Source organism: Dolichospermum sp. UHCC 0315A, assembly GCF_008121535.1.
Lineage (GTDB): Bacteria > Cyanobacteriota > Cyanobacteriia > Cyanobacteriales > Nostocaceae > Dolichospermum > Dolichospermum lemmermannii.
This window is the reverse complement of record NZ_CP043056.1, coordinates 849,949-872,540: the sequence shown is the minus strand read 5'-3', so window position 1 is coordinate 872,540 and position 22,592 is coordinate 849,949. Positions and strand designations below refer to the sequence as shown.

The window sequence follows — 22,592 nt, the reverse complement described above, 5'->3', positions numbered from 1 at the left end:
ACTATTTTTAACGAAGTTGTGCTGAGTGTAAAGATTATTTACTGATCTGCTCAACTAGTCCTACTCTAGTCCGACAATTAGTTAATGCTAAATTATTCAGTACACCCTAAGATAAAATAATGATCATGTTTTTAACAACCTTATTTACCGATTTAGTAGGATATCACTCTTTAGATGCTGTGTTAGTGTTTTACAATAGGGTATAGTTTGCAAGCCAGAGAAATTAAGGATAAACTAAATTTACTAATCGAGCAAGCCGCTGAAATAGATCCAAGTCTCACGATAAAATTAAGAGATATCAACCGTTGGATTAAACATATCAAGCTTGGTTCACTGATATCCAAACCCATCGTTGTCGCTTTTTTATTAGAAGTAATTACGGACTCTAAGGTTTGGTTAGCAATTAAATCTTTACCTTCAGAGGAAGACCAAAAACTCCAGTTTGAGCAAATGACCGCCAATGAAAGATATTGGTACAGTTGTCTATTTCCTAAATGGATAAACGCCACAGACACCAAATTTTATATTTGGAAGAAAAAAATGATGGCGGGGGAATTTAATCAGGCTGATAGTGATATCATTAAATATATAGCTCAGGATGTTGTTCATCGAGAAGGGGATTTTTGGCGGCGTTATATAGCTGACCTTTCTATGGCAACAGACCTGATAGTTAGCAATCACCAAAATAAACCACTCTGTATTCAAGTTACCAGTGTCAGTGAAGAATTTCATAACACCAAGTATCAAAAGTGGCAAAATTCACTGCAATTGTGGGAAATAGAAAGAGGATTATTTCTCAGTTACAATCCCCAAGACAATGATTTTATTCATCAGCTAGTCAATGTTGCACTGTATAACAGTGATCATCTTGCGGAAGGGAAGTATATGAATTTTTCCTGATTCCCGAATATTGAAATCGAAATCTGTGTCCTAGCTAACATCATTAATCCGCTGAAAACACCATTTATGGTTAACCAACAACAGACTAATAATAGCGCTCAACTCGAAAACCTGACAGAAGCGTTAGCAGCAGCCCGGAATATGCAGCAAGATTGGTTAAATTATGGACTAAATTTTGTTCATATTTATGTCGAAGATGTGGAAGGTGATTGGCTAGAAACCTGGGGAGATGATGAAATATCTAATCCTTTATTTGATTCTATTAAAGACTTTTTAGTTAGTGATGATGATGTGGCTATCAAAATCAGAAATTATATGGGAGATACATCATTGTTTGATTTAGCAGTAGATTTAGAAGAATGTTTGAGAATCTCTAGAGAAAATGACAAAATATCGGCTGTGAAAGATGTGTTAGTAAGTGATATTAATCTTGATATTGATAATTCGGAATTATTGGATTTAGCTAGTTATTTTGTCAACAAGTGTTGTCACAAAAATTCAGAACCTAGAATTGTTGAAGTATAGTTTTCGAGAGTTTCAGAGAGTTTCAGATCCCCGACTTCTTAGAGGATGTTTGAAAAGTGGTATTCCGTAATTTTCATCACATTGCTACCCCCCTTTCCCCTTGTAAAGGGGGGAAACAATAAAAATCCAGTTCCCTCCCCTTTACAAGGGGAGGGTTAGGGTGGGGTAAAAAATATTTGATACATCAACCATAACTTTTCAAACACCCTCTTAGAGAAGTCGGGGATCTTGTTTGTGGTATATAATGTTTTAGCTAAAAACTGTACAAGCTAACAGTTATCGGTGTGAAAATTTTATACTATACATTTTGGCACAAAAGATGTCAAAGCTGCTATTGTTTATGCAGTACGAGTAAATAGAAAATCGGAATCACCATAAAGCGATAGGTTTAGTAATCTATAGTAACCCCATATATCCTAAAATTAAATCATGTACAGTAGCAGCAATATGGAAAAACTACAAACCGCCTCCAGACAGGCAGAAATAGAAGCAACTTTCATCACACTTGCCAATCAATGGCGGGAAGAAAATCGTGGTATATCATCAACTAACCAAATGTGTATGCACCCTGCCTATCAACAAATTATAGGCATGGGTGAAGTCGTCATACCTCTACTGCTAAGAGAGCTTGAAAAGAAATCTGGACGCTGGTTTTGGGCATTAAAATCTATTTCCAGAGAAGATCCTGTACCTCCAGAGTACAGAGGAAATACAGAAAAAATGACTAAAGCATGGCTCGAATGGGGAAAGCAAAGGGGCTACAATTGGTAAGTAATAACGCCTGGGTTAACTATGTAAAAACATTTATTGAACGAGATTTTCCTAACCTAGTCATCCACGGATACAAGCTTACAAGCCCAGATACAACAGATTACAATTGTGTTGCTTGGGCAGCAGAAGACGATCAAAATTGGTGGTGGCCAGATGCTCAAAATGAAGAATACTGGCCTCCAGATGTTCCTAGAGAGGAGACCATTAACGCTTTTGAGCAAGCATTTCAAACTCTTGGTTATGAAGTCTGTGAAGATGATACTTTAGAACCAGGATTTCAAAAAATAGCAATATACGTTAATTCCAATAAAACACCAACCCACGTTGCTAGACAATTACCTGATGGTAAATGGACAAGTAAGCTAGGTCAAGACGAAGATATAGAGCATAATAATTTACAAGGTTTAACTGGTAATCCTGGTTATGGTGAAGTTACCTGTATTATGAAAAGACCAATTTGAAACTAGAAGAATAGTTAAAAAAGCGATCGCTTACTTGACTTCAGATATATCATACTCGGTTAATTACTCCCTTCCCAGCACAAGATATTAACTAAAAACTGTTAATTTAAAATCCCCTTATTTTACCAAATACTAATATGTCATTTGTTCCTTTACATATTCACAGTGATTACAGCTTGCTTGATGGTGCTAGTCAACTACCAGAATTGGTAGATCGAGCGATCGCATTAGGAATGAAAGCCATTGCCCTCACAGATCATGGTGTCATGTATGGCGCAGTTGAACTCATTAAAATCTGCCGCAGTAAGACTATAAAGCCAATAATTGGCAACGAAATGTATATTATTAATGGTGATATTGACAAACAAGAACGTCGTCCTAAATATCATCAAGTCGTATTAGCAAAAAATACACAAGGTTATAAAAATTTAGTTAAATTAACGACCATTTCTCACCTTCAAGGTATACAAGGTAAAGGTATTATTGCCCGTCCTTGTATTAATAAAGATTTACTCAAGCAATATCGTGAAGGTTTAATAGTTACCAGTGCTTGTTTAGGGGGAGAAATTCCCCAAGCAATTTTGAGTAATCGGCCAGATGCAGCCAGAAAAGTTGCTAAATGGTATAAAGATGTATTTGGCGAAGATTTTTATTTAGAAATTCAAGATCATGGTTCGCAAGAAGACCGGATTGTGAATGTAGAAATAGTCAAAATTGCCAGAGAATTAGGTATTAAATTTATTGCTACAAATGACTCCCATTTTATCTCTTGTTTTGATGTAGAAGCACACGATGCTTTACTTTGTATTCAAACCCAAAACCTAATTAGTGATGATAAAAGATGGCGGTATAGCGGCACAGAATACCTCAAATCCTCCGAAGAAATGCACCAGTTATTCCGTGATCATTTACCTGATGATGTCATTGCCGAAGCGATCGCCACCACAGAAGAAATTGCTGATAAAGTTGAACCTTATCACATCATGGGTGATCCCCAAATTCCCACACCCCAAATACCTTCAGGACATACAGCAGATACCTATGCAGAAGAAGTTGCTTGGGACGGACTTTTAGAAAGATTAAAACGCAAATCTCGCAACGAAGTAGATCCAGTCTATAAAGAAAGATTGGAATATGAATTAAAAATGATTCAACAAATGGGATTTTCCACCTACTTTTTAGTAGTGTGGGACTACATCAAATTTGCGCGAGATAATAATATTCCCGTCGGTCCAGGACGGGGTTCTGCGGCAGGTTCTTTAGTAGCTTATGCCATGAAAATTACGAATATTGACCCCGTACATCATGGCTTATTATTTGAAAGATTTCTCAATCCTGAACGCAAATCAATGCCGGATATTGATACAGATTTCTGCATTGATAAACGAGATCAAGTCATTGATTATGTAACTAATAAATATGGTGTTGATAGAGTTGCCCAAATCATCACTTTTAACCGTCTGACATCAAAAGCAGTGTTAAAAGATGTCGCTAGAGTGTTAGACATTCCCTATGGGGATTCTGACAAAATGGCGAAAATGATTCCTGTAGTTCGGGGTAAACCCACAAAACTGAAAGTGATGATTTCCGATGAAACTCCCGAACCAGAATTTAAAGCCAAATATGATAATGATCCCACTGTACGGCGCTGGATTGACATGGCCATGCGAATTGAAGGAACTAACAAAACCTTCGGGGTTCATGCTGCTGGTGTCGTTATTTCCGCAGAACCATTAGATGAACTTGTTCCTCTACAACGAAATAATGATGGTTCTGTAATTACTCAATATTTCATGGAAGATTTGGAATCATTGGGATTATTAAAAATGGACTTTTTGGGTTTGCGGAACTTAACCCTAATTCAAAAAACCATTGATTTAATTGAACAAAGTAAAGGATATCGAATTGATCCTGATGAAATTACCGGACAGGAAAGAAAAGCACAAAAAATATTAGCTAAAGGTGATCATACTAACTTACCAAAAGACGTTGCTAAAGCTTATTCATTATTAGAAGCAGGTGATTTAGAAGGGATATTTCAATTAGAATCTTCAGGAATGAAACAGATAGTCCGAGATTTAAAACCTTCAAACATTGAAGATATTTCTTCCATTCTAGCACTTTATCGCCCAGGACCATTAGATGCAGGATTAATTCCTAAATTTATTAATCGTAAACATGGACGAGAAGAAATTGAATATGATACTCAAATTTTAGAACCAATCTTAAATGAAACCTACGGAATCATGGTTTATCAAGAGCAAATTATGAAAATTGCTCAAGATATGGCTGGTTATAGCTTAGGACAGGCTGATTTACTCCGTCGGGCTATGGGTAAAAAGAAAGTATCAGAAATGGAGAAACAAAAGCAAAATTTTATTGATGGTTCGGCAAAAAATGGTGTAATACCCCAAGTTTCTGAACATTTATTTGGGGATATGTTGAAGTTTGCCGAATACTGTTTAAGTTATGACACAGAAATTTTAACCGTTGAATATGGTTTTTTAGAGATTGGGGAAATTGTTGAAAAACAGATTGAATGTAAAGTTTATACTATTGATAGTAATGGAATGCTTTATACTCAATCAATTGCCCAATGGCATAATCGGGGACAGCAAGAAGTTTATGAATATTTGTTAGAAAATGGCGCAATTATTCGCGCTACAAAAGACCATAAATTCATGACTGAAGCCGGGCAAATGTTACCAATTGATGAGATTTTTGCCCAAGGATTAGATTTATTACAAGTGGGTGTTGCTGAATGAAAGGATGAATTTTTTTTTCACGCAGAGGCGCAGAGTCGCAGAGAGTAGGAGCTTGCAAAATGTAATTGTTGACTTTTATACTTCAAAAAACAAACAAACTTAACCCGACTCAACAATACTTAAGATCAGTATTCACATCTCTTCTTTATTTACCTCTGCGCCCTCTGTGCCTCTGTGGTTCGTTAAAAATTAACTACTTAACTAACCACATATAACTATATACACATACATAGCATACTGATTATACAATTACATATCAGTATATTCTCACTGGTTTAAAGCCCATTAGTAATGGTAACTTAAAATACGTAACCATTTTAGACGGGTAAAGAAAATGGCTGTTGGCATAGAAGAACAGGGTAGCAAGTTTATCACCACCGAAGCAATCAAAAATCAAGACGGAGAACAGAAGGTTTGGGACGCTTTCCGTAGTACCTTTGCTGATAGAAACTGCATTGGGTATTGGCGTTATCCCATTTTTTCCAAAGCTGGAGAAATTAGAAAAGAGCCGGATATCTTAATAGTTGATAGAGAATTTGGTGTAGTTGTAATTGAAGTCAAATCTATAAATATTGACCAAATTGCCGCTATTAATGGTCAACAATGGCAGTTGCAAAATACTGACACCACAGAAATAAATCCCTACCAACAAGCAGAACATCAACTGCGAACATTAATATCATATAGTGATAGAGAAACAGCACTTTGGCGAAAAGTTAATGGTAGAGCCATAGTTGCATTACCGCAAATTACCACAGAACAATGGCAGCAAAAAGGCTTTGACCAATTACCAGATATTCCGCCAATTATATTTCAAGACCAATTAGGAAAAGTTGCTTTAATTGAACAAATTCAACAAGCTAATATTGTCATTCCTGGAGCAGATTTAGAAGCTAAAAATTGGGAATTATTATTATCAGTGATAGGCGGTACACCTGTATTGCGGAAACCTCCCCGAAATCAAGTCAATACCACTGGGAAAACCCGTTCTAATGTCATTGATAGTTTACGAGAAAAACTCTATGAGATTGATTTACAACAAGAACATATTGGTAAAGAAATTCCCCCCGGTCCTCAGCGCATTCGCGGTATTGCCGGCTCAGGAAAAACTGTTTTACTATGTCAAAAAGCCGCACATATGCACCTGAAACATCCAGATTGGGATATTGCTTTAGTATTTTTTACCCGTTCTTTATATGATTTAATGATTGGTTTACTCGACCAATGGATAAAGCGTTTTAGTTGTGGTGAAATGCACTATGACCCAAAAACAAACTCTAAATTACAAGTGTTTCATGCTTGGGGAGCAAAGGAACAACCAGGTTTATATCGCATTATTTGTGAACATCATGGTAAAAGACCAGGAACTGTACAAAACACCAATGAAAGACAGCCAAATCGAGGTTTAATAGATTTAAGTAAACGGCTATTGGAAGAAATTACTATTGAACCAATGTTTGATGCCATCTTAATTGATGAAGGTCAAGATTTAGTAGCCGAAGATGATTTAAAATATCAGGACAAACAAGCTATTTATTGGTTAGCTTATCAATCTTTACGACCTGCTGATTCTGAACACCCAGAACAAAAACGCTTGATTTGGGCTTATGACGAAGCTCAAAGTTTAGATAGTTTAAAAATTCCTACCGCACCAGAATTATTTGGGATAGATACTAATCTTAATAAGGCGGTAACTGGTAGCTATAAAGGTGGCATTAAAAAATCAGAAATTATGCGCCGTTGCTATCGTACACCAGGTCAAATTCTCACATCTGCTCACGCTATTGGTATGGGTTTGTTACGTCCAGAAGGAATGCTGACAGGACTCACAAATCAAAAAGCATGGAAGGAAATTGGTTATGAAGTTGTCGGCGATAGTAAATTTATTTCTGGTAGACAAATTACATTGCGCCGTCCGCCAGAAAACTCACCAAATCCCATATCAGAAATCTGGGGAAAACCTGTATTAGAATTTGAAACTTATGGTTCTCGTCAGGAAGAAATGAAGGCTTTGGCTGAGAAAATTATGCACAATATTGTCCATGACGGACTTAACCCCAGCCGAGATATTTTAGTAGTAATTTTAGGATCTACCTATGAAGCAATGGAATTAGAAACCCAGATAGCTGGCTTTTTAATGGAATATGACATTGATGTTTATATCCCTACAGCTTTAAAGTTAAATGATTTAGTTCCCCAATATCCCAATCATGATCCTGATAAATTTTGGCACGAAGGTGGTGTGACGGTATCACGGATTACTCGCGCTAAAGGACATGAAGCGGATATGGTTTATGTGGTGGGTTTTGATAATGTAGCGCGGAATGAAAATGATGTGAATTTCCGCAACCAGTTATTTGTGGCTTTAACCAGGGCGCGAGGTTGGGCTAATTTAAGCGGTGTTGGTAGTTATCCTATGTATGAGGAAATGCGAAAGGTCATAGCTAGTGGAGAGAGTTTTACTTTTACCTACAAGCGTCCACCTAAACGTGATATTGGAGATAGTGAGTAAGCACTATCCGAAAATATCAGGTAATTAAATTCAATGCTGTATAACTCCAGCTTGCATTTGCAAACTGGAGAGTATAAAACATCTAATAGTGTTATTTACAGCATATTTCGCTCTAATGAGGTACAAACTTGAATTATGAAACTCTTGTAGTGCGGGCATCTTGCCCGCTGGATATGTACCTCATAACACCGGAAAGTGCTGTAATAACAAACTCAAATTGTAACTTCCTAGGTAGGATGATCAGGTTGATTCCAATCAGGGAAGAATTGCTATGATGACTACATCTCATCTCAAACTAGATTTATCTAATCGTGAAAAAACCATCACAACCATTTACATTCTTAAAAACTGGCATATTTCCTAGATCAATCGGTAGAACTTTCAAAAAAATTTTTAGTGATATATCTCCGAATACAGATCAAGAATTTATTAAAAAATATCAAATATCCAGACAGCGGACAACTATAGCTGTCAAATTCTTATTACTGCTAATTATTGTTCCCCTTCTCACTCATCAACTATCTAAGCGGATATTTATCCTTCCCTTAGTAGAGAAGATGAGAACTGAAAACTCTCACCTGATTTTTCTCAATCAGGAAATGGAGAAAGAAGCTTTTCATGAATTAAAAATATTTAGGGCAGAATTAAAGTTTAAAAGTCTTCTGGATTCAGAATGGAAAAATTCCCCAGAAAATGTAGAATCCAAGATAAAAGAAAAAGCCATAGAACTAGCAGCAAAATTTCGAGATAAAAGTGCTAACGCTATTAGTAATATATTTGCAGACATTATAGCATTAATTACCTTTGCATTAGTAATTGTTTTTAGTGCCAAAGATATTATTTCTCTTCAACACTTTGTAGATCAAATTGTTTATGGTTTAAGCGATAGTGCTAAAGCCTTTTTAATTATCTTATCTACAGATGTATTTGTAGGCTTTCACTCACCACATGGCTGGGAAATAATTCTGGAAGGATTTGCAGAACACTTAGGTTTACCCGCGAGTAGAAATTATATATTTATGTTTATTGCCACATTTCCTGTAATTTTAGACACTATAGTTAAATATTGGATATTCCGGTATCTTAGTCGTTTATCACCTTCAGCATTAGCTACCTTAAAAGAAATGAATGATTAATCATCTTAATTGGGCAGATTTCCCATTGTCAATAATTCTGAGAATGCTAAAATGGGGGGTAATCATTGTTTATTTTCATGAATTATGCGTATCCTCTTTAATCAAAAATTAAAAGTCACAGTATTTATTACTAGCTTATTAGTAGTGATTTTTCTTAATAAACAGCCAATTCAACAACAACAGATTGTTAAAGATTTATCATTATCCCAAATAGTAAATTCTCCAATTAAAGGATTTACTCATGATATATCTCCACAAAAAATATCTAATATAAATGTCAAAAATAATGATAAATCTGTATTTTATTCAGTCATCAATGAATGGCGAAAATATCAATATAGTGTTAATTCTAATCAAGTATTAAAAATAGGGAAATTACCAAATAATCCCATAAATTTTAATCAAGCTGATTTGTTAACCGTACTCACAAATACTAGACAATATTTTCAGAAATACTCTCAAGAAGATCCCGATATTCAACGCACAGGCATCTTAGTAACTCAAGGAGTTACCGTTAAAGATATTCTGAAAACATTAGATTTTATGATTGTCGTCTTAGAAGAAGACATTTCTAATAAGCGAACAACTCGGTTACAAAATCCTAACTTTATTAACGCCAATTTTCGCGTAATTAAATGGTCTGCCCATAACCCAGAAAATCCGCAGCAGAAACAATTAAGAATTACTAAATATGCAGCTTTTATTCATCCCGGTTCTCGACAAAAAACTTCTACATATAATACGCCAATCTACGCTATTAACGAAGAAGTAAGCCAAGAAAAATTTTACACTCAATATACCAAACAAGATGTTTTATCAGGTATTTATGAACCTGGAGGTAAAGAATTTGGTAAAGTTAAACCAATTGCTTATTTAACTCGCAGTGGTTTAGAAGCAGCACTCATGCAGGGAACAGTATTAGTTAATTTTACAGATGGAACTAAAGAGTTTTTAAACGTAGATAGAAATAATGGAATGTCCTATATTCGGGGCTTAAAAGCAACTGCACAAACACGTTATTGGTATTTTAAAGAAGTTGATGCAATTAAAGGCTATGGATATAAAATAGATGCCAAAATATCCATTAAACCAGGAGTAACATTTGCTGGGGATGTTCTCAATATTGGTTTAGGAAGAATAATTGTCATTGAAGATAATCAGAGTGGACAGAAACGTTTAAAAATGGGCATAATTGCCGATACAGGTGGAGCATTTTTACCTAATCTTTATCAACTTGATTTTTTAGCAGGAACTTTCACCAGTGAAAGAGCTTTTGAGCAATATATTCAAAAATTACCTGAATATACAAATGCCTATATTTTAGTGAAAAAATAAGGTCAGTTGTCAGTAGGGGCGAAGCATTTGGAAGATAAATTATCCGTCATTGCCAAAAATAGTTCTCCAAATGCTTCGCCCGTACAGTGGTCGCATTTGGAAGATAAATTATCCGTCATTGCCAAAAATAGTTCTCCAAATGCTTCGCCCGTACAGTGGTCGCATTTGGAAGATAAATTATCCGTCATTGCCAAAAATAGTTCTCCAAATGCTTCGCCCGTACAGTGGTCGCATTTGGAAGATAAATTATCGGTCATTGCCAAAAATAGTTCTCCAAATGCTTCGCCCGTACAGTGGTCGCATTTGGAAGATAAATTATCCGTCATTGCCAAAAATAGTTCTCCAAATGCTTCGCCCGTACAGTGGTCGCATTTGGAAGATAAATTATCCGTCATTGCCAAAAATAGTTCTCCAAATGCTTCGCCCGTACAGTGGTCGCATTTGGAAGATAAATTATCGGTCATTGCCAAAAATAGTTCTCCAAATGCTTCGCCCGTACAGTGGTCAGTTGTCAGTTGTCAGTTGTCAGTGGTAATTAGATAATTTTCTTTCTCCTGATTCCTGACTCCTGACTCCTGACTCCTGAACTCCTGACTCCTGACTCCTGACTCCTGAACTCCTGACTCCTGACTCCTGACTCCTGACTCCTGACTCCTACTTTATTTACAATCCTGCAAACCATTCATAACCCAAATCCTCCCAATAACCTTTAACAGTTGATAACTCACTGGTGAGAGTAACTCGTGTCACCCATTTACTTTGTTTATAGCCAAGTTTAATGGGTGAAGCTAACCGCAAAGGCGCACCATTTTCCACAGGCAAAGCTGCACCATTTTTTTGATAAGCTAATAGGGTTTGTGGGTGTAAAGCTGAAGCTATATCCCAACTTTCATAATAACCATCTGCTGATTTAAAATAGGCATATTTAACCGAGGATTTAGGTTGAGAAAGGGCGATAATTTCCCGCAAACGAATGCCACCCCATTGCACAATTGCCGCCCAGCCTTCTACACAAACATGACGAATAATCATAGAAGTAAGGGGTAAGGCTTGAATATCTGCCATACTCAAACTCAGCGGATGATTTACTTCACCATCTACAATTAAACGATATTTTGCTAGATCAATAACTGGTGTAGATTTAAAACTATTAATTATTAACTTATTTGGTTCAATTTGATTAGGTAAAAATTCTGGAACTGGCTTTTGAGGCTGAAATATCAATTCTTCAAATTTCTGATTGAGAGGTTCAGAAAGTTTCCCTACTAAATCTGCAAATATAGGTGTACCACAACCACCAAGTAATAAACTCATACTCGATAAACCAGAAAGTTGTAAAAACCTTCTTCGGGTAAATTCATGATTATTCATTTTGATGCCTAAATTCTGCTATTTTTTACAAAAATATAGATTTTGTCAGGGGATTTCCCCCTACCTTCTGCCCTAACTTCCAGTGAAGCCAGACAAATATTACCACTGTTGGTACAGCGGCAAAGTGGACAATTCTTAATGCTTGCCAACTGCCAAAAATATCAACTATCCAATAAAATTGAGCAGGTTTGTACATTCCTATGCCTGTAAATATTGCCAGTAATAAAATAGGAATGATTGCTGTATAAATAATTCGATGCCAAGCATAATTTAACCGTTGGTGATTCTGACTTTTTTGTAATGCCTTGATATCTTTTTCGCTAACAAATCTATTTTTCCAGCGTTGGGTAATGAAAATATAAATTCCATAGCAGAAAAGATTCAGAGAAAATAGCCACATGGCTGCAAAATGCCAATGTCTACCTCCAGCCAACCAACCACCTAAAGTAAACAGGGGGAAAATATATAATCCACCACGGCCGCCAAAAACAGGATTAGCATTATAAATTTGCAATCCACTGGTGATCATAATAAATAAGCTGATGAAATTACAATAGTGGAAAATTTTTGCCCCTATTGCTTGGGTGGGTGATTTACGTGGTGTTTCCGGAGAATTCATAGATAGAATAGGAAAAATTTAATTACGTTATCAGTATTTTGGGGATAATTGACTGAGTGAGAATGTTTGTTAACCCTAGAAAGTTGAAATATTCTCAATTTTGGATTCTAGATGATTACGTATTTTACATTGTAATAGTCCCATCACATTACCTTTCTTGCAACTAAGTTTTTACGATTACTCCAAAAACATAGTTAAATTAGAAAAGAAGAGGTAAAAGATCAACTATATTCTTTCCTCTGTCCCCTGTCCCTCCTGCCAATTCCTAGCACGTTTGGAAAATTAACTGGCAATTTTTAGTTTTTGGGATAGAAAACAACGAACTACTAACAACCGTATTTTAAGATGCTGGCTCTTTTTACAAATTTCCGAGATGAATTCGCCTCTGGTGCATCAAAAGCACTCGCCAATTGGTGGTCAGAGTTTACCCTTCAGACCAAACTCCTAGCCGTTGCCACCCTCATGGTTTCTTTGGTCATGAGTGGTTTGACCTTCTGGGCTGTAAACACAATTCAGCAAGATGCACGTCTCAATGATACCCGCTTTGGTCGTGATTTAGGATTACTCCTGGCGGCAAATGTAGCCCCCCTAATTGCTGATCACAATTTAACTGAAGTTGCCCAATTTTCTCAACGTTTTTTCAGTGCCACTTCTAGCGTGCGTTATATGTTATACGCTGATGAAACTGGGCAAATGTTTTTTGGTCTTCCTTTTTGGGAACCAGAGGTAGAAAACTCCCTCACTATTAAGCGCCATATCCAACTACCAGAAGATTATTCTGACAATCAAGATCAACCAATGGTTAGGCAGCATAACACCCCCGATGGTGCAGTTACAGATGTATTTGTGCCTTTAATAGTAGATAACAAATATTTAGGTGTGTTAGCAGTTGGTATTGACCCTAATAAAACCGCAGTCATATCCACTAATTTCACCCGTGATGTTACCATTGCCGTTTTTATCACAATTTGGGTCATGGTGATTTTAGCAGGAGTAATTAATGCTTTAACTATTACTAAACCTATTAAAGAATTGCTAGTAGGTGTTAAACAAATTGCGGCTGGAAATTTTAAACAGCGCATAGATATCCCCCTCGGTGGTGAACTAGGAGAACTAATTTTCAGCTTTAATGAAATGGCAGAACGGCTAGAACGTTATGAAGAACAAAATATTGAGGAATTAACCGCCGAAAAAGCTAAATTAGAAACCTTAGTTTCCACTATTGCTGATGGTGCAGTTTTGATTGATAATAATATGCAAGTAATATTAGTTAATCCCACTGCTAAACGGATTTTTAATTGGGAAAGTGTGGATGTTGTTGGTAGTAATATACTCCATCACTTACCCCATACTGTCCAAATGGAAATATCCCGGACTTTATATGAAATGGCAGCAGGTGAATGTGAAAGTGCTGAATTTCGTATCCTCCTAAAACAACCTACTCAACGCACAATTCGCATTGTTTTAACCACAGTTCTTAACCTCCAACGGGAAAGTATTAAAGGTATAGCTATCACTGTCCAAGACATTAGCCGGGAGGTGGAACTAAATGAAGCTAAAAGCCAGTTTATCAGCAATATTTCCCATGAATTAAGGACTCCTTTATTTAACATCAAAACCTATATTGAAACTTTACATGATTATGGCGAAGATTTAGGTATTGATGAACGCAAGGAATTTTTGCAAACAGTTAATAATGAAACTGATAGACTCACCCGCTTGGTTAATGATGTTTTAGATTTATCAAAACTTGAATCTGGTCGGAATTACACTTTTGATAAGGTAGATTTACCACAAGCAATAGAACAGACATTACGGACTTATCAGCTTAATGCTAAAGACAAAGGGATTGAACTGTGCCAGGAACTGACTCCTGATTTACCTTTTGTTCTAGGAAATTATGACTTGTTACTGCAAGTTTTTGGGAATTTAATTGGTAATTCTCTTAAATTCAGTCTAGCTGGTGGTAAGGTAGTTATCCGTGCTTATCAACTAGATGCTAATTCTCATTCTCAGCATCATTCTGGTAAAGTGAGAATTGAAATTAGTGATACAGGAATTGGTATCGCACCAGAAGATCAACAGGCAATTTTTGACCGATTCTTTCGTGTAGAAAATAGAGTTCATACTCTAGAAGGAACGGGTTTAGGTTTATCAATTGTCAGAAACATTATGGACAGACATCATAGTCAAGTTAATTTGGTAAGTGAAGTTGGTATTGGTACTACTTTTTGGTTTGATTTAGAAGTATTTGAGGAAGAGATTTCATCAACTGGGGAAATTATGCCAGAAAACTTAGAAGTAAAGACAGTTTAAGGGCAGTTTTCGTGATTCTGTCAGATCAAAAATTAAACAAAGTTATTAACAAACAAACTAATAACAACCCTAGTATTAATAACAAAGTTTGATGGCGGTTTATCCAATTATTAACCCTTGTACTCAAGTTATAATTAGAATTTTGCTTTTGCAATTCTAATTCACTTTCTTCTATATTTTGATAGAGAGTACAATCCTGAGCATAGGGATATTGAGGAAAGTTACAGGTATGATCAAAGTGATAGCTACAACTGTCGCATAGATGATCATTTCCTTGAGCGCGGTGCAAAGGAATACCAGGATGTCCATAAGCTTTCAGCAATAGCCGACACTGAGGACAAGTAATTGCTTGACTATCAATAATTTGATGACAACGAGGACAAGATATAGTAGCCAAAACAGAAAAAGGATAGGTAATTAAACATCTTAATTTTATCTATTATCTGCACTAATATCAATAATTCATCCGTATTTATCTGCGTTTATCTGCGTTTATCTGCGGTCAATAATTCTTGAAATCTGATTTTGCAAAGAAATTGGGAATATAAGATTTTATTGTCACTTCCAGACGTATACTTAAATAATGACGGCGTAATTGGAGTTGATAAAGTAATGCCTAAAAAAAATCTTTCTAACTTAATACAAGAAGAAACCACAAAATTTACACCTCTACAAGGTGAACCTGTAATTGAAATTTCGGCTGAAGCAGTATTAGAAACCCAAGTACAAACGGATAATAATCAGTTAGAACTAGAAGCCAATATTAAAGAATTGCAAGAAGCAATTTCTACATTAAAACAAAAAGAATCTACTTTAATCAAGCAAATTAGTGATTTACAAACAGCTTTTTCAGAAAAAGAAGCATTGGTAGAACGTTTGACAAATGAACTTTACGAAACAAAACAAACCGCTTTACAACTAGCAGATTCCAACTCTCAGTTACTAGAAGAAATCAAGGGTTTAAAACAACCTAGTCAACAACCTCATTCACAACTTAGTCAACAAGGTAGTCAAATTTCCAAATCTATTCAATACAAAAAATCTCATAGGTCAATAGAACGACTTCAAGAAAAACCCAATCAAGACAGTGAGGATTTTTCCAAAAATACTTGGTTGTATGATTGAAGTTAAGAATTTAGATCCCCGACTTCTTGAAGAAGTCGGGGATCTTGTTGCTAAAACTCTAATATATGTTCAGCGACAATTTGTGATTGTTCCAAGTGAGGAATATGACCACAATCTTTAATCCAAATTAGCTGACTTTGGGGAATTGCTTTGGCAAATTTCGGAGCGTCCCCAGTTCCCAAAATTTTATCACTATCGCCCCACAAAATTAAAGTTGGTTGCTCAATTTTGGCCAGTTGTGGAAATTTAAAAGCCCGATAACCGCCACTTTTGGTAAAAGCAATTAAAGCCTGAGTCCAATTGGGCATTTGTAAGTGTAATTCTCCACAGCACAAAGCATCCTCGGAGATAAGATTGGGGTTTTTATATGCAGTTCGACAAATGCTTTTACGCACTTTGGGATTTCGCAAAAATTCCGTCGCCCAATAATCCAAAGGTGGAAATATATATTTACTTAATGGGGAATTACCTTTCAAACCCGCACTATCTATTAATACCAATTGTTTTACCACCTCTGGGTAAGTGAGGGTAAAATCTATAGCCGCAGCCCCACCCATAGACGCACCCACCAAAATCACAGGTTGGTTAATCAGGGTTTGCCAAAATGAGTAAAGATGGTTTTTAATCGTGACCGAACTGTAAGCAATCCCCGGTAATCTATCTGTAAAACCAAATCCCAATAAATCCACAGCCCAAACTGCATTTTTTTCAGCTAGTAAAGGCAAAAGTCGGCGGTATTCCAGCACCGAACTATCAAAACCATGAATTAATAAAATCGGTGTACCACCATGACCTTGTTGGACATAAGTGGTATTAATGGGTTCATTGGCGGCATGAGTAATAATCGCCTGACTTTGGATATTTTGAGCCAAAGCGATGGATGTTGGTTCTGTGAGTTGCCCAACTGCGGCAGGAAGAAAACTTGGAAACATAAATTCCAGTTTACATCAGTGCGGATCACCTTAGCTAATACCCAGTCACCAATTAAAAAAGAAAATTTCCGCAAAAATTAAAATAGGGACACAATCCACGTAAAATAGGAATCACTTATCCCGATAGTAGGAGATTTAAGCCATGCCAATGGCAGTTGGCGCAATTGAAACATTAGGTTTTCCTGCGGTTTTAGCATCAGCAGACGCAATGGTCAAAGCTGCTAGTGTCACGATTGTTTATTACGGTATCGCGGAAAGTGGTCGCATGATAGTTGCTGTCAGAGGCCACGTTGCGGAAGTGCAAACAGCCGTAGCCGCTGGAATTGTTGCTGGTGAAGAAGTTTATGGCGGTGAGGTTATTACCCACTACATTATTCCCAACCCCCCGGAAAATGTGGAAACCATCTTACCTATCCACTTCACCTCCAAATCTGAACCTTTCCGTATTTTCTAAGTAAGTTCGCTATGAAAAATTGAAGCATTTCTTCATAAAAATTAACTTGTAGCAACCGATAACTTTATATTCAAAACAGGAGATTAAAAATGTCATCACAGGCAGTTGGATCATTAGAAACTAAGGGTTTTCCCGCCGTTCTCGCAGCAGCAGACGCAATGGTAAAAGCCGGTCGAGTTACCCTCGTTGGTTATATCAGAGTTGGGAGCGCTCGCTTTACCGTCAATATTCGTGGTGATGTTTCCGAAGTTAAAGCCGCTATGGCAGCCGGTGTGGATGCTGTAGAAAAAGTTCATGGTGGTACTCTCGAATCTTGGGTAATTATTGCCCGTCCCCATGAAAACGTAGAAGCTGTATTGCCAATTGCTTATACAGCAGACGTTCAACAGTATCGAGAATCTGTGGAAAATCCCATTATCGGTGCTGCTAGGATTTAATTCCATCTATTAGGTGGGTAATGGGTAATGGGTAATACAGCGGTTTCCGCTCTTATGAGGTACAAAGTTGAATCATGAAACTCTTGTAGTGCGGGCATCTTGCCCGCTAGATATGTACCTCATAACACCGGGAAGTGCTGTAGGTAATAGGTAATGGGTAATAGGTAATAAACCCCTATTCCCTCTTTCCCTAAATAGCAACTTGCATCAATAGTCCACAATATTATTATGTTCGTAATCCCATAACGTCTGAATCTTTACATCAAATCCATTAATTCATCCGTCTTAATCTGCGTTTATCTGCGGTTAATTATTCTTGAAATATTATTCAATGTAGCTTCATCTTAATTTGATACAGCACTTCCCGGTGTTATGAGGTACATATCTAGCGGGCAAGATGCCCGCACTACAAGAGTTTCATGATTCAACTTTGTACCTCATAAGAGCGGAAACCGCTGTATTACGGTCTATTGAACGAATCAACTAGGAGTTATTACCTGCTACTAAATCGCTAAATCTAATTTCAAGGAGCGCAATGTTGCTATGACACAAAATGGGGTAAATTTAGCTCAATATTGGCAACAGCGACTAATTACAGAATGTCCAGAACAAAGTCAGGTTACTAGACAAAGTATTCTTAATTGGCTTTTGGGAGTGGATTTAGCACGGTTTGATCTACTTAACCCCAAAGAACTAGAAATTGCTAAACAAGCAATGGAATATCGGTGGCGAATTCTGCACAAACGCTATTTAGGTATGAGCAGAGAAAAGGCTTATCGTCAACTCATTAGCCGCTTGAGTAGTGTAGTGGCGGTAAGAAACAAAATTCAGACGTGGATATCTCTCAGCCGCGATCGCCAACGAAGCGTTATTGATGTGCTGCAAGAAGTCCTCCAAGAACTGATGCAAAGTGACTCATATATCCAACAACAAATGACTCACATTACCGCAATCACAACGGACAAAAGATTGCGGGATACGTTACTATTTGCCAGCATAGAAGAATATTGTTTGCGTCCAGTTCGGAATCAACCGATATTAATGTACCGCTTTGTTAACTACCTGCGGCGAATTCAGCGAGGAGGCTTAACACAAGTACCTACTAGCGAATTAGTGAAACTTGTTTCTGAGGAAATTCTCACAGAAAATAACGACAATCCGATTAGCTTAGTTGATAATCAAGCGATCGCTCAATATCAAGAAACCCAACACCTAGAAGAACAACAAGCTAACCGTCAACTTGTACAGCAAGAATTTGAACAATACTTATTAGAAAATATTGGACAACAAGCAGTAGATTGGTTGCGCTTATATCTGCAAGGCAAATCCCAAGAAGAAATTGCCAAACAACTCAACAAACCCATTAAAGAAGTATATCGGCTGCGAGAAAAACTCAGTTATCATGCCGTGCGAGTCTTTGCCATTAAAGGCCAACCAGAACTAATTGATAACTGGTTGTCCATTTCCCTAGAAGAACATAATTTAGGGCTAACAGAAACCCAATGGCAACAACTTCCAGAAAAAATCACTCCCATAGGACAACAAATCCTCAACCTCCGCAAAGCAGGTAACTCCATAGAAGTCATAGCCCAAGAACTACAACTGAAAACCCATCAAGTTCTAGGTGAATGGACAAAAGTTTATCTTACAGCCCAAACCCTGAGAATTCAAAATTAGCATAAATTGAGAAAATGCCAGATTCACATAAATATAGCCTCAAATCTGGTAAATATGTCATAAGTTAAAAAGAGTGTCAAAGACAAAAATGAATTGCACAGATTTCTCACCAAGCGCAAGATATATTAGACTTAGGATGTCCAGTGGTATTAAGTACCTTCGCCTTAGAGGTTGTTTGAAAAGTATCAGATGAAACCCATAATTTCCAAAAACCTAACCCCCCTGCCCCCCTTCCCTACCAGGGAATGGGGTTTTCAAAGCCTCTCCCCGCGTCGGGGAGAGGTTTGGAGAGGGGTCAATTTATACATTCAAAACTTTTCAAACATCCTCTTACAGGCAGTATATCCCCAAGCCAAAATTACTGGTTTAGACTTATCTCCTTACCTTCTATCTGTAGCTAACTATCGGACTAAACAACGTCGTCTTGCCCAAATCAACTGGGTACATGATCAAGCTGAATCTACGGACATGAATCCTAAATCGGAAAATTACAAAAAAATGCCAACTTATATTTTGACGCTGCTCAAAAGTACCGAACCTTATTTAGATGAATATTTTAGTTTGGACATTGAACAAGCCCTAATTGGGGCAGGTTTCCAATCTCCTACTATTACTAGCAATAGTCCTCGTCACCGTACTATCATTGCTCAGGTGAGTGGCTAATTTATATTTAGTGCTGTGGGCAGTTATCCCCCCCCTGCTGTTTTTGTGGTTTTACTACCGCAGAACTCCTGCTGCCCCACCGTGGTTAAATTTATTGATTTTGTTCATTATTGGCGCTATCTCTGGTTTTGCTGCTCTGGGCTGGGAATGGGCTATGGAAAATGTAGCTAACCGGGTTTTAGACTGGCAACAGATCCAGCGTCATTTTTCTGGTGTCGTTTTTCGGCAAATATTAGCGATCGCTCCCATTGAAGAAGGTTGTAAATTAGTAGCAGTTATTCTGCCCATTTGCTATTTACAACGTCAGTATCATCTCCGAGCTACTACAGTTTTTTTATTTACCATAGCCGTGGCTTTAGGTTTCACAGCGGAAGAAACCTGGATTTATTTATCTCACGGCACATCTTCAATTCTAGACCGCATTATTGGTACTCCAGTTCATGCGATGTTTTCTGCTCCTTGGGGGTACGCTTTAGGGATATATATTTCTGCTAGGAGAAGGTTGAATCGAGATCGGGATTTAATTTTTATCGCTTGGTTAAATTCTGTTTGCTTTCATGCTTTAGTCAATATTTTATCTATTTCTGTGAGGTTTTCGCAGCCCACAAATTTACTCATTTATGGGTTATTTCCTTTACTATTATGGATGTTTTGGCGGTGGGAACAACTACTGCGAAAACTCCAGAGAAAACATCCTTTAGTGTTAATTTCTGGACATACATTCTCCGCTCGCACTTGGCAAAGGGGTTTAGTATTGTTAATCCTATCACTAGGCGGAAATTCTCTATTTGGATTATTGATTCTAGCCCGAAAAATTAGTCCTTTGCGGTGGGAACTTTGGTTTGATCCGAAAATTTTCTGGTTTATAGTCCAAGAACTATTATTCAATTTTGGGTTAGGACTTTTAGCTTGGTTAATTTATCGCTATTTACGCAGTTTAGCCAGTCGTCGGCATTTGTTTAACCGATAATTTATTTTCCCGTTTTAGTTTGTAAGATCCATAAATCTATTCCTTATACAATAGATCAAATAGATCCCCGACTTCTCAAAGAAGTCGGGGATCTGGATGCTGGATAGGTTTAAACTATTGCCAATACGGGTTGACTTACTGCTGCATTGACAGATGTTGATTCTGAATCAGCCGCATAGATTTCGCAAGCGTTATTAGGACTTTCAACCAGTTTAACTTTGTAAAGAGTTGCACCTAATTCTTGAATAGGCGATCGCAAAGTATTACTAATATAAAGAGCAATATTTTCCGCAGTTGGCACAACTTGATTAAAGAAAGCAACATCCTTATTTAAGAAAGTATGATCAAATGGCTCAATCACATAATCTGTAATTATCTGATTTAAAGCCCCCAAATCAATAACCATACCCGTAGAGGAATCAATTTCCCCTTTTATAGTTACTTCCAATTGATAATTATGTCCATGTCCATTTACACGGGCGCATTTACCATAAATTTCCGTGTTTTTTGCCAAACTCAAATCAGGGTGTGCCAATCTATGAGCAGAGCTAAAATGAGTGCTAATACTCAGATAACCTGACCTATCTTTACCCGAATAATCTGCCCAAAGTTGATGACTTTCAAACAGTTTAATGTTGGATAGCTTCACCCCTAATTCATCAATGGGTGATTCTAAAAGACCATGAATGTAACGGGAAATATTCTCTGTAGTGGGTACAATATCGGCAAAATAAGGAATATCTTCATTCACACAAGAGTGATCAAATATTCTCACCACATAATCTTCCACCACTCGATTTAAAGCAGCTACATCCACAATCATGCCAGTACGGGAGTCTATTTCCCCTTCCACAGTCACCTCTAGATGATAATTATGACCGTGAGTCTGAGTACATCTACCATATTTATCAACACTGAGGTTAGGAGCTAGACGGTGAGCAGCGCTAAAATGAGTCCTGATAGTCAAATTAGCTTTTTCTCCCTCTCCCTGATAATCAGCCCAAAGTTGAGGATGTTCAAATAACTGGACGCGCACCAAAGGTAAATGGGGTGCTAAACGTTCCCAAATCACTCGCGCAATATTTTCCGTTGTGGGGAGAGTTTGTTGAAATTCTGTCCACACATCATTCAGATAGGAAAAATCTAGTTGACTGGTAACTTCCCCTTTAATGACGTGCTTGACATCAGACAGGTTCAGCACCATACCATACTCATCTAATTCCCCAATCATGGAAATGAACAAGACATAGTTGTGTCCGTGTCCGGGAAATTTTGAGTAAGCACCAAATTTTTCTAAATTCTCAATTTGACTCAGTTCTGGGAACCAATACCGACCAACTGCTGAAAACTGATCGCGGCGATTAACAATACATTGCATGATTATACGAGGAGGAGAACTTAATATTTCTTAAACTTTCACTATTTACAGCATAAACCAATTTGTTACTTAGAGGATGTTTTAAAAGTTTTTAATGTGGAAACAGACCCCTCTCCAAACCTCTCCCCTACCAGGGGAGAGGCTTTAAAAACCCCATTCCCTTGTAGGGAAGGGGGGAAGGGGGGTTAGGTTTTTGGAGATTATGGGTTTCATATAATACTTTTCAAACAACCTCTTAGGGTTTG

The 22,592-nt window shown here is 37.2% G+C and carries 20 protein-coding genes and 3 pseudogenes; 16 read left to right on the top strand and 7 right to left on the bottom strand.

Going from position 1 to position 22,592, the window contains the following annotated elements:
- The first annotated feature begins 207 nt into the window (after positions 1–207).
- From BMF77_RS04045 to BMF77_RS04005, 9 genes are all read left to right on the top strand, one after another.
- Positions 208–900: a hypothetical protein gene (locus BMF77_RS04045; protein WP_148760846.1), complete on the top strand. Its 693-nt coding sequence runs from the start codon at positions 208–210 to the stop codon at positions 898–900.
- A 66-nt stretch (positions 901–966) separates the two neighbouring features.
- Complete coding sequence (locus BMF77_RS04040) at positions 967–1,425, top strand: hypothetical protein (protein ID WP_148760844.1); 459 nt, start codon at positions 967–969, stop codon at positions 1,423–1,425.
- Between the two features lie 429 nt (positions 1,426–1,854).
- Positions 1,855–2,196, top strand: a complete 342-nt coding sequence (locus BMF77_RS04035; protein WP_217357543.1) for a hypothetical protein — start codon at positions 1,855–1,857, stop codon at positions 2,194–2,196.
- Positions 2,157–2,657 (top strand): hypothetical protein, encoded by a 501-nt coding sequence (locus BMF77_RS04030; RefSeq protein ID WP_246863061.1) that lies wholly within the window; start codon positions 2,157–2,159, stop codon positions 2,655–2,657. Before BMF77_RS04035 ends, BMF77_RS04030 begins: the two co-directional genes overlap by 40 nt.
- Positions 2,658–2,794: 137 nt before the next feature.
- Positions 2,795–5,422: a DNA polymerase III subunit alpha gene (locus tag BMF77_RS04025; RefSeq protein ID WP_148760842.1), complete on the top strand. Its 2,628-nt coding sequence runs from the start codon at positions 2,795–2,797 to the stop codon at positions 5,420–5,422.
- Positions 5,423–5,756: 334 nt separating this feature from the next.
- Positions 5,757–7,934: a DEAD/DEAH box helicase gene (locus BMF77_RS04020; RefSeq protein WP_148760840.1), complete on the top strand. Its 2,178-nt coding sequence runs from the start codon at positions 5,757–5,759 to the stop codon at positions 7,932–7,934.
- A gap of 311 nt (positions 7,935–8,245) precedes the next feature.
- Positions 8,246–9,070 (top strand): hypothetical protein, encoded by an 825-nt coding sequence (locus BMF77_RS04015; protein WP_051155259.1) that lies wholly within the window; start codon positions 8,246–8,248, stop codon positions 9,068–9,070.
- Positions 9,071–9,154: 84 nt separating this feature from the next.
- Entirely contained in the window at positions 9,155–10,405 is a 1,251-nt protein-coding gene (locus BMF77_RS04010) for a hypothetical protein (RefSeq protein WP_148760838.1), read from the top strand.
- Positions 10,406–10,411: 6 nt separating this feature from the next.
- The gene (locus tag BMF77_RS04005) at positions 10,412–10,948 is read left to right on the top strand and encodes a hypothetical protein (protein ID WP_148760836.1); all 537 of its coding nucleotides are present in this window, start codon (positions 10,412–10,414) and stop codon (positions 10,946–10,948) included.
- On the opposite strand, the gene BMF77_RS26495 is transcribed toward BMF77_RS04005, so the two are convergent.
- Genes BMF77_RS26495 through BMF77_RS03995 form a run of 3 tightly spaced genes read right to left on the bottom strand, consistent with a single transcriptional unit; the run spans position 10,941 to position 12,395 of the window.
- Complete coding sequence (locus BMF77_RS26495; protein ID WP_168204391.1) at positions 10,941–11,087, bottom strand: hypothetical protein; 147 nt, start codon at positions 11,085–11,087, stop codon at positions 10,941–10,943. The genes BMF77_RS04005 and BMF77_RS26495 overlap by 8 nt on opposite strands.
- Positions 11,069–11,776, bottom strand: a complete 708-nt coding sequence (locus tag BMF77_RS04000) for a molybdopterin-dependent oxidoreductase (protein WP_148760834.1) — start codon at positions 11,774–11,776, stop codon at positions 11,069–11,071. The genes BMF77_RS26495 and BMF77_RS04000 overlap by 19 nt, the downstream gene beginning before the upstream one ends.
- Positions 11,777–11,801: 25 nt before the next feature.
- Positions 11,802–12,395: a cytochrome b/b6 domain-containing protein gene (locus tag BMF77_RS03995; protein ID WP_148760832.1), complete on the bottom strand. Its 594-nt coding sequence runs from the start codon at positions 12,393–12,395 to the stop codon at positions 11,802–11,804.
- 345 nt (positions 12,396–12,740) lie between these two features.
- On the opposite strand from BMF77_RS03995, the gene nblS reads away from it, so the two are divergent.
- A complete protein-coding gene (gene nblS, locus BMF77_RS03990; RefSeq protein ID WP_148760830.1) occupies positions 12,741–14,711 on the top strand; it encodes a two-component system sensor histidine kinase NblS in 1,971 nt (656 codons plus the stop codon).
- A 25-nt stretch (positions 14,712–14,736) separates the two neighbouring features.
- Here nblS and BMF77_RS03985 read toward each other — a convergent pair whose 3' ends face one another.
- A complete protein-coding gene (locus tag BMF77_RS03985; protein ID WP_148760828.1) occupies positions 14,737–15,108 on the bottom strand; it encodes a zinc ribbon domain-containing protein in 372 nt (123 codons plus the stop codon).
- Between the two features lie 215 nt (positions 15,109–15,323).
- Here BMF77_RS03985 and BMF77_RS03980 point away from each other — a divergent pair, with 215 nt between their 5' ends.
- Positions 15,324–15,836, top strand: coding sequence for a hypothetical protein (locus BMF77_RS03980; RefSeq protein ID WP_148760826.1), 513 nt, complete (start codon positions 15,324–15,326; stop codon positions 15,834–15,836).
- Positions 15,837–15,886: 50 nt separating this feature from the next.
- On the opposite strand, the gene BMF77_RS03975 is transcribed toward BMF77_RS03980, so the two are convergent.
- A complete protein-coding gene (locus BMF77_RS03975) occupies positions 15,887–16,768 on the bottom strand; it encodes an alpha/beta fold hydrolase (RefSeq protein ID WP_148760824.1) in 882 nt (293 codons plus the stop codon).
- Between the two features lie 142 nt (positions 16,769–16,910).
- On the opposite strand from BMF77_RS03975, the gene BMF77_RS03970 reads away from it, so the two are divergent.
- The 5 genes and pseudogenes from BMF77_RS03970 to BMF77_RS03950 all read left to right on the top strand — a co-directional run bounded on the left by BMF77_RS03970 (position 16,911) and on the right by BMF77_RS03950 (position 20,969).
- Positions 16,911–17,222 carry a carbon dioxide-concentrating mechanism protein CcmK gene (locus tag BMF77_RS03970; RefSeq protein ID WP_148760822.1) on the top strand — a complete coding sequence of 104 codons (312 nt, stop codon included), beginning with the start codon at positions 16,911–16,913 and terminating at the stop codon, positions 17,220–17,222.
- An 89-nt stretch (positions 17,223–17,311) separates the two neighbouring features.
- Positions 17,312–17,659 carry a carbon dioxide-concentrating mechanism protein CcmK gene (locus tag BMF77_RS03965; protein WP_015083688.1) on the top strand — a complete coding sequence of 116 codons (348 nt, stop codon included), beginning with the start codon at positions 17,312–17,314 and terminating at the stop codon, positions 17,657–17,659.
- A 543-nt stretch (positions 17,660–18,202) separates the two neighbouring features.
- On the top strand, positions 18,203–19,336 hold the full coding sequence (locus BMF77_RS03960; protein ID WP_148760820.1) for a HetZ-related protein 2: 1,134 nt from the start codon (positions 18,203–18,205) through the stop codon (positions 19,334–19,336).
- Positions 19,337–19,654: 318 nt separating this feature from the next.
- Positions 19,655–19,999 (top strand): annotated as a pseudogene (locus BMF77_RS03955) (SAM-dependent methyltransferase); the annotation flags it as partial.
- Positions 19,992–20,969, top strand: a complete 978-nt coding sequence (locus tag BMF77_RS03950) for a PrsW family intramembrane metalloprotease (RefSeq protein WP_148760818.1) — start codon at positions 19,992–19,994, stop codon at positions 20,967–20,969. The pseudogene BMF77_RS03955 and the gene BMF77_RS03950, both read left to right, overlap by 8 nt.
- A 109-nt stretch (positions 20,970–21,078) precedes the next feature.
- Here the strand turns inward: BMF77_RS03950 and BMF77_RS28870 are convergent.
- Both BMF77_RS28870 and BMF77_RS28865 read right to left on the bottom strand, forming a co-directional pair.
- A pseudogene (locus tag BMF77_RS28870) lies at positions 21,079–21,543 on the bottom strand (6-pyruvoyl tetrahydropterin synthase family protein); the annotation flags it as partial.
- A gap of 42 nt (positions 21,544–21,585) precedes the next feature.
- Positions 21,586–22,347 (bottom strand): annotated as a pseudogene (locus BMF77_RS28865) (6-carboxytetrahydropterin synthase); the annotation flags it as partial.
- Between the last annotated feature and the right edge of the window lie 245 nt (positions 22,348–22,592).

Excerpts from the sequence above, each read along its gene's own strand:
- BMF77_RS04040 (WP_148760844.1), top strand. The coding sequence starts at position 967 with ATGGTTAACCAACAACAGACTAATAATAGCGCTCAACTCGAAAACCTG.
- BMF77_RS04035 (WP_217357543.1), top strand. The coding sequence starts at position 1,855 with ATGTACAGTAGCAGCAATATGGAAAAACTACAAACCGCCTCCAGACAG.
- BMF77_RS04030 (WP_246863061.1), top strand. The coding sequence starts at position 2,157 with ATGGCTCGAATGGGGAAAGCAAAGGGGCTACAATTGGTAAGTAATAAC.
- BMF77_RS04025 (WP_148760842.1), top strand. The coding sequence starts at position 2,795 with ATGTCATTTGTTCCTTTACATATTCACAGTGATTACAGCTTGCTTGAT.
- BMF77_RS04020 (WP_148760840.1), top strand. The coding sequence starts at position 5,757 with ATGGCTGTTGGCATAGAAGAACAGGGTAGCAAGTTTATCACCACCGAA.
- BMF77_RS04010 (WP_148760838.1), top strand. The coding sequence starts at position 9,155 with ATGCGTATCCTCTTTAATCAAAAATTAAAAGTCACAGTATTTATTACT.
- BMF77_RS26495 (WP_168204391.1), bottom strand. The coding sequence starts at position 11,087 with ATGGTTTGCAGGATTGTAAATAAAGTAGGAGTCAGGAGTCAGGAGTCA.
- BMF77_RS04000 (WP_148760834.1), bottom strand. The coding sequence starts at position 11,776 with ATGAATAATCATGAATTTACCCGAAGAAGGTTTTTACAACTTTCTGGT.
- BMF77_RS03995 (WP_148760832.1), bottom strand. The coding sequence starts at position 12,395 with ATGAATTCTCCGGAAACACCACGTAAATCACCCACCCAAGCAATAGGG.
- nblS (WP_148760830.1), top strand. The coding sequence starts at position 12,741 with ATGCTGGCTCTTTTTACAAATTTCCGAGATGAATTCGCCTCTGGTGCA.
- BMF77_RS03980 (WP_148760826.1), top strand. The coding sequence starts at position 15,324 with ATGCCTAAAAAAAATCTTTCTAACTTAATACAAGAAGAAACCACAAAA.
- BMF77_RS03975 (WP_148760824.1), bottom strand. The coding sequence starts at position 16,768 with ATGTTTCCAAGTTTTCTTCCTGCCGCAGTTGGGCAACTCACAGAACCA.
- BMF77_RS03970 (WP_148760822.1), top strand. The coding sequence starts at position 16,911 with ATGCCAATGGCAGTTGGCGCAATTGAAACATTAGGTTTTCCTGCGGTT.
- BMF77_RS03965 (WP_015083688.1), top strand. The coding sequence starts at position 17,312 with ATGTCATCACAGGCAGTTGGATCATTAGAAACTAAGGGTTTTCCCGCC.
- BMF77_RS03960 (WP_148760820.1), top strand. The coding sequence starts at position 18,203 with ATGACACAAAATGGGGTAAATTTAGCTCAATATTGGCAACAGCGACTA.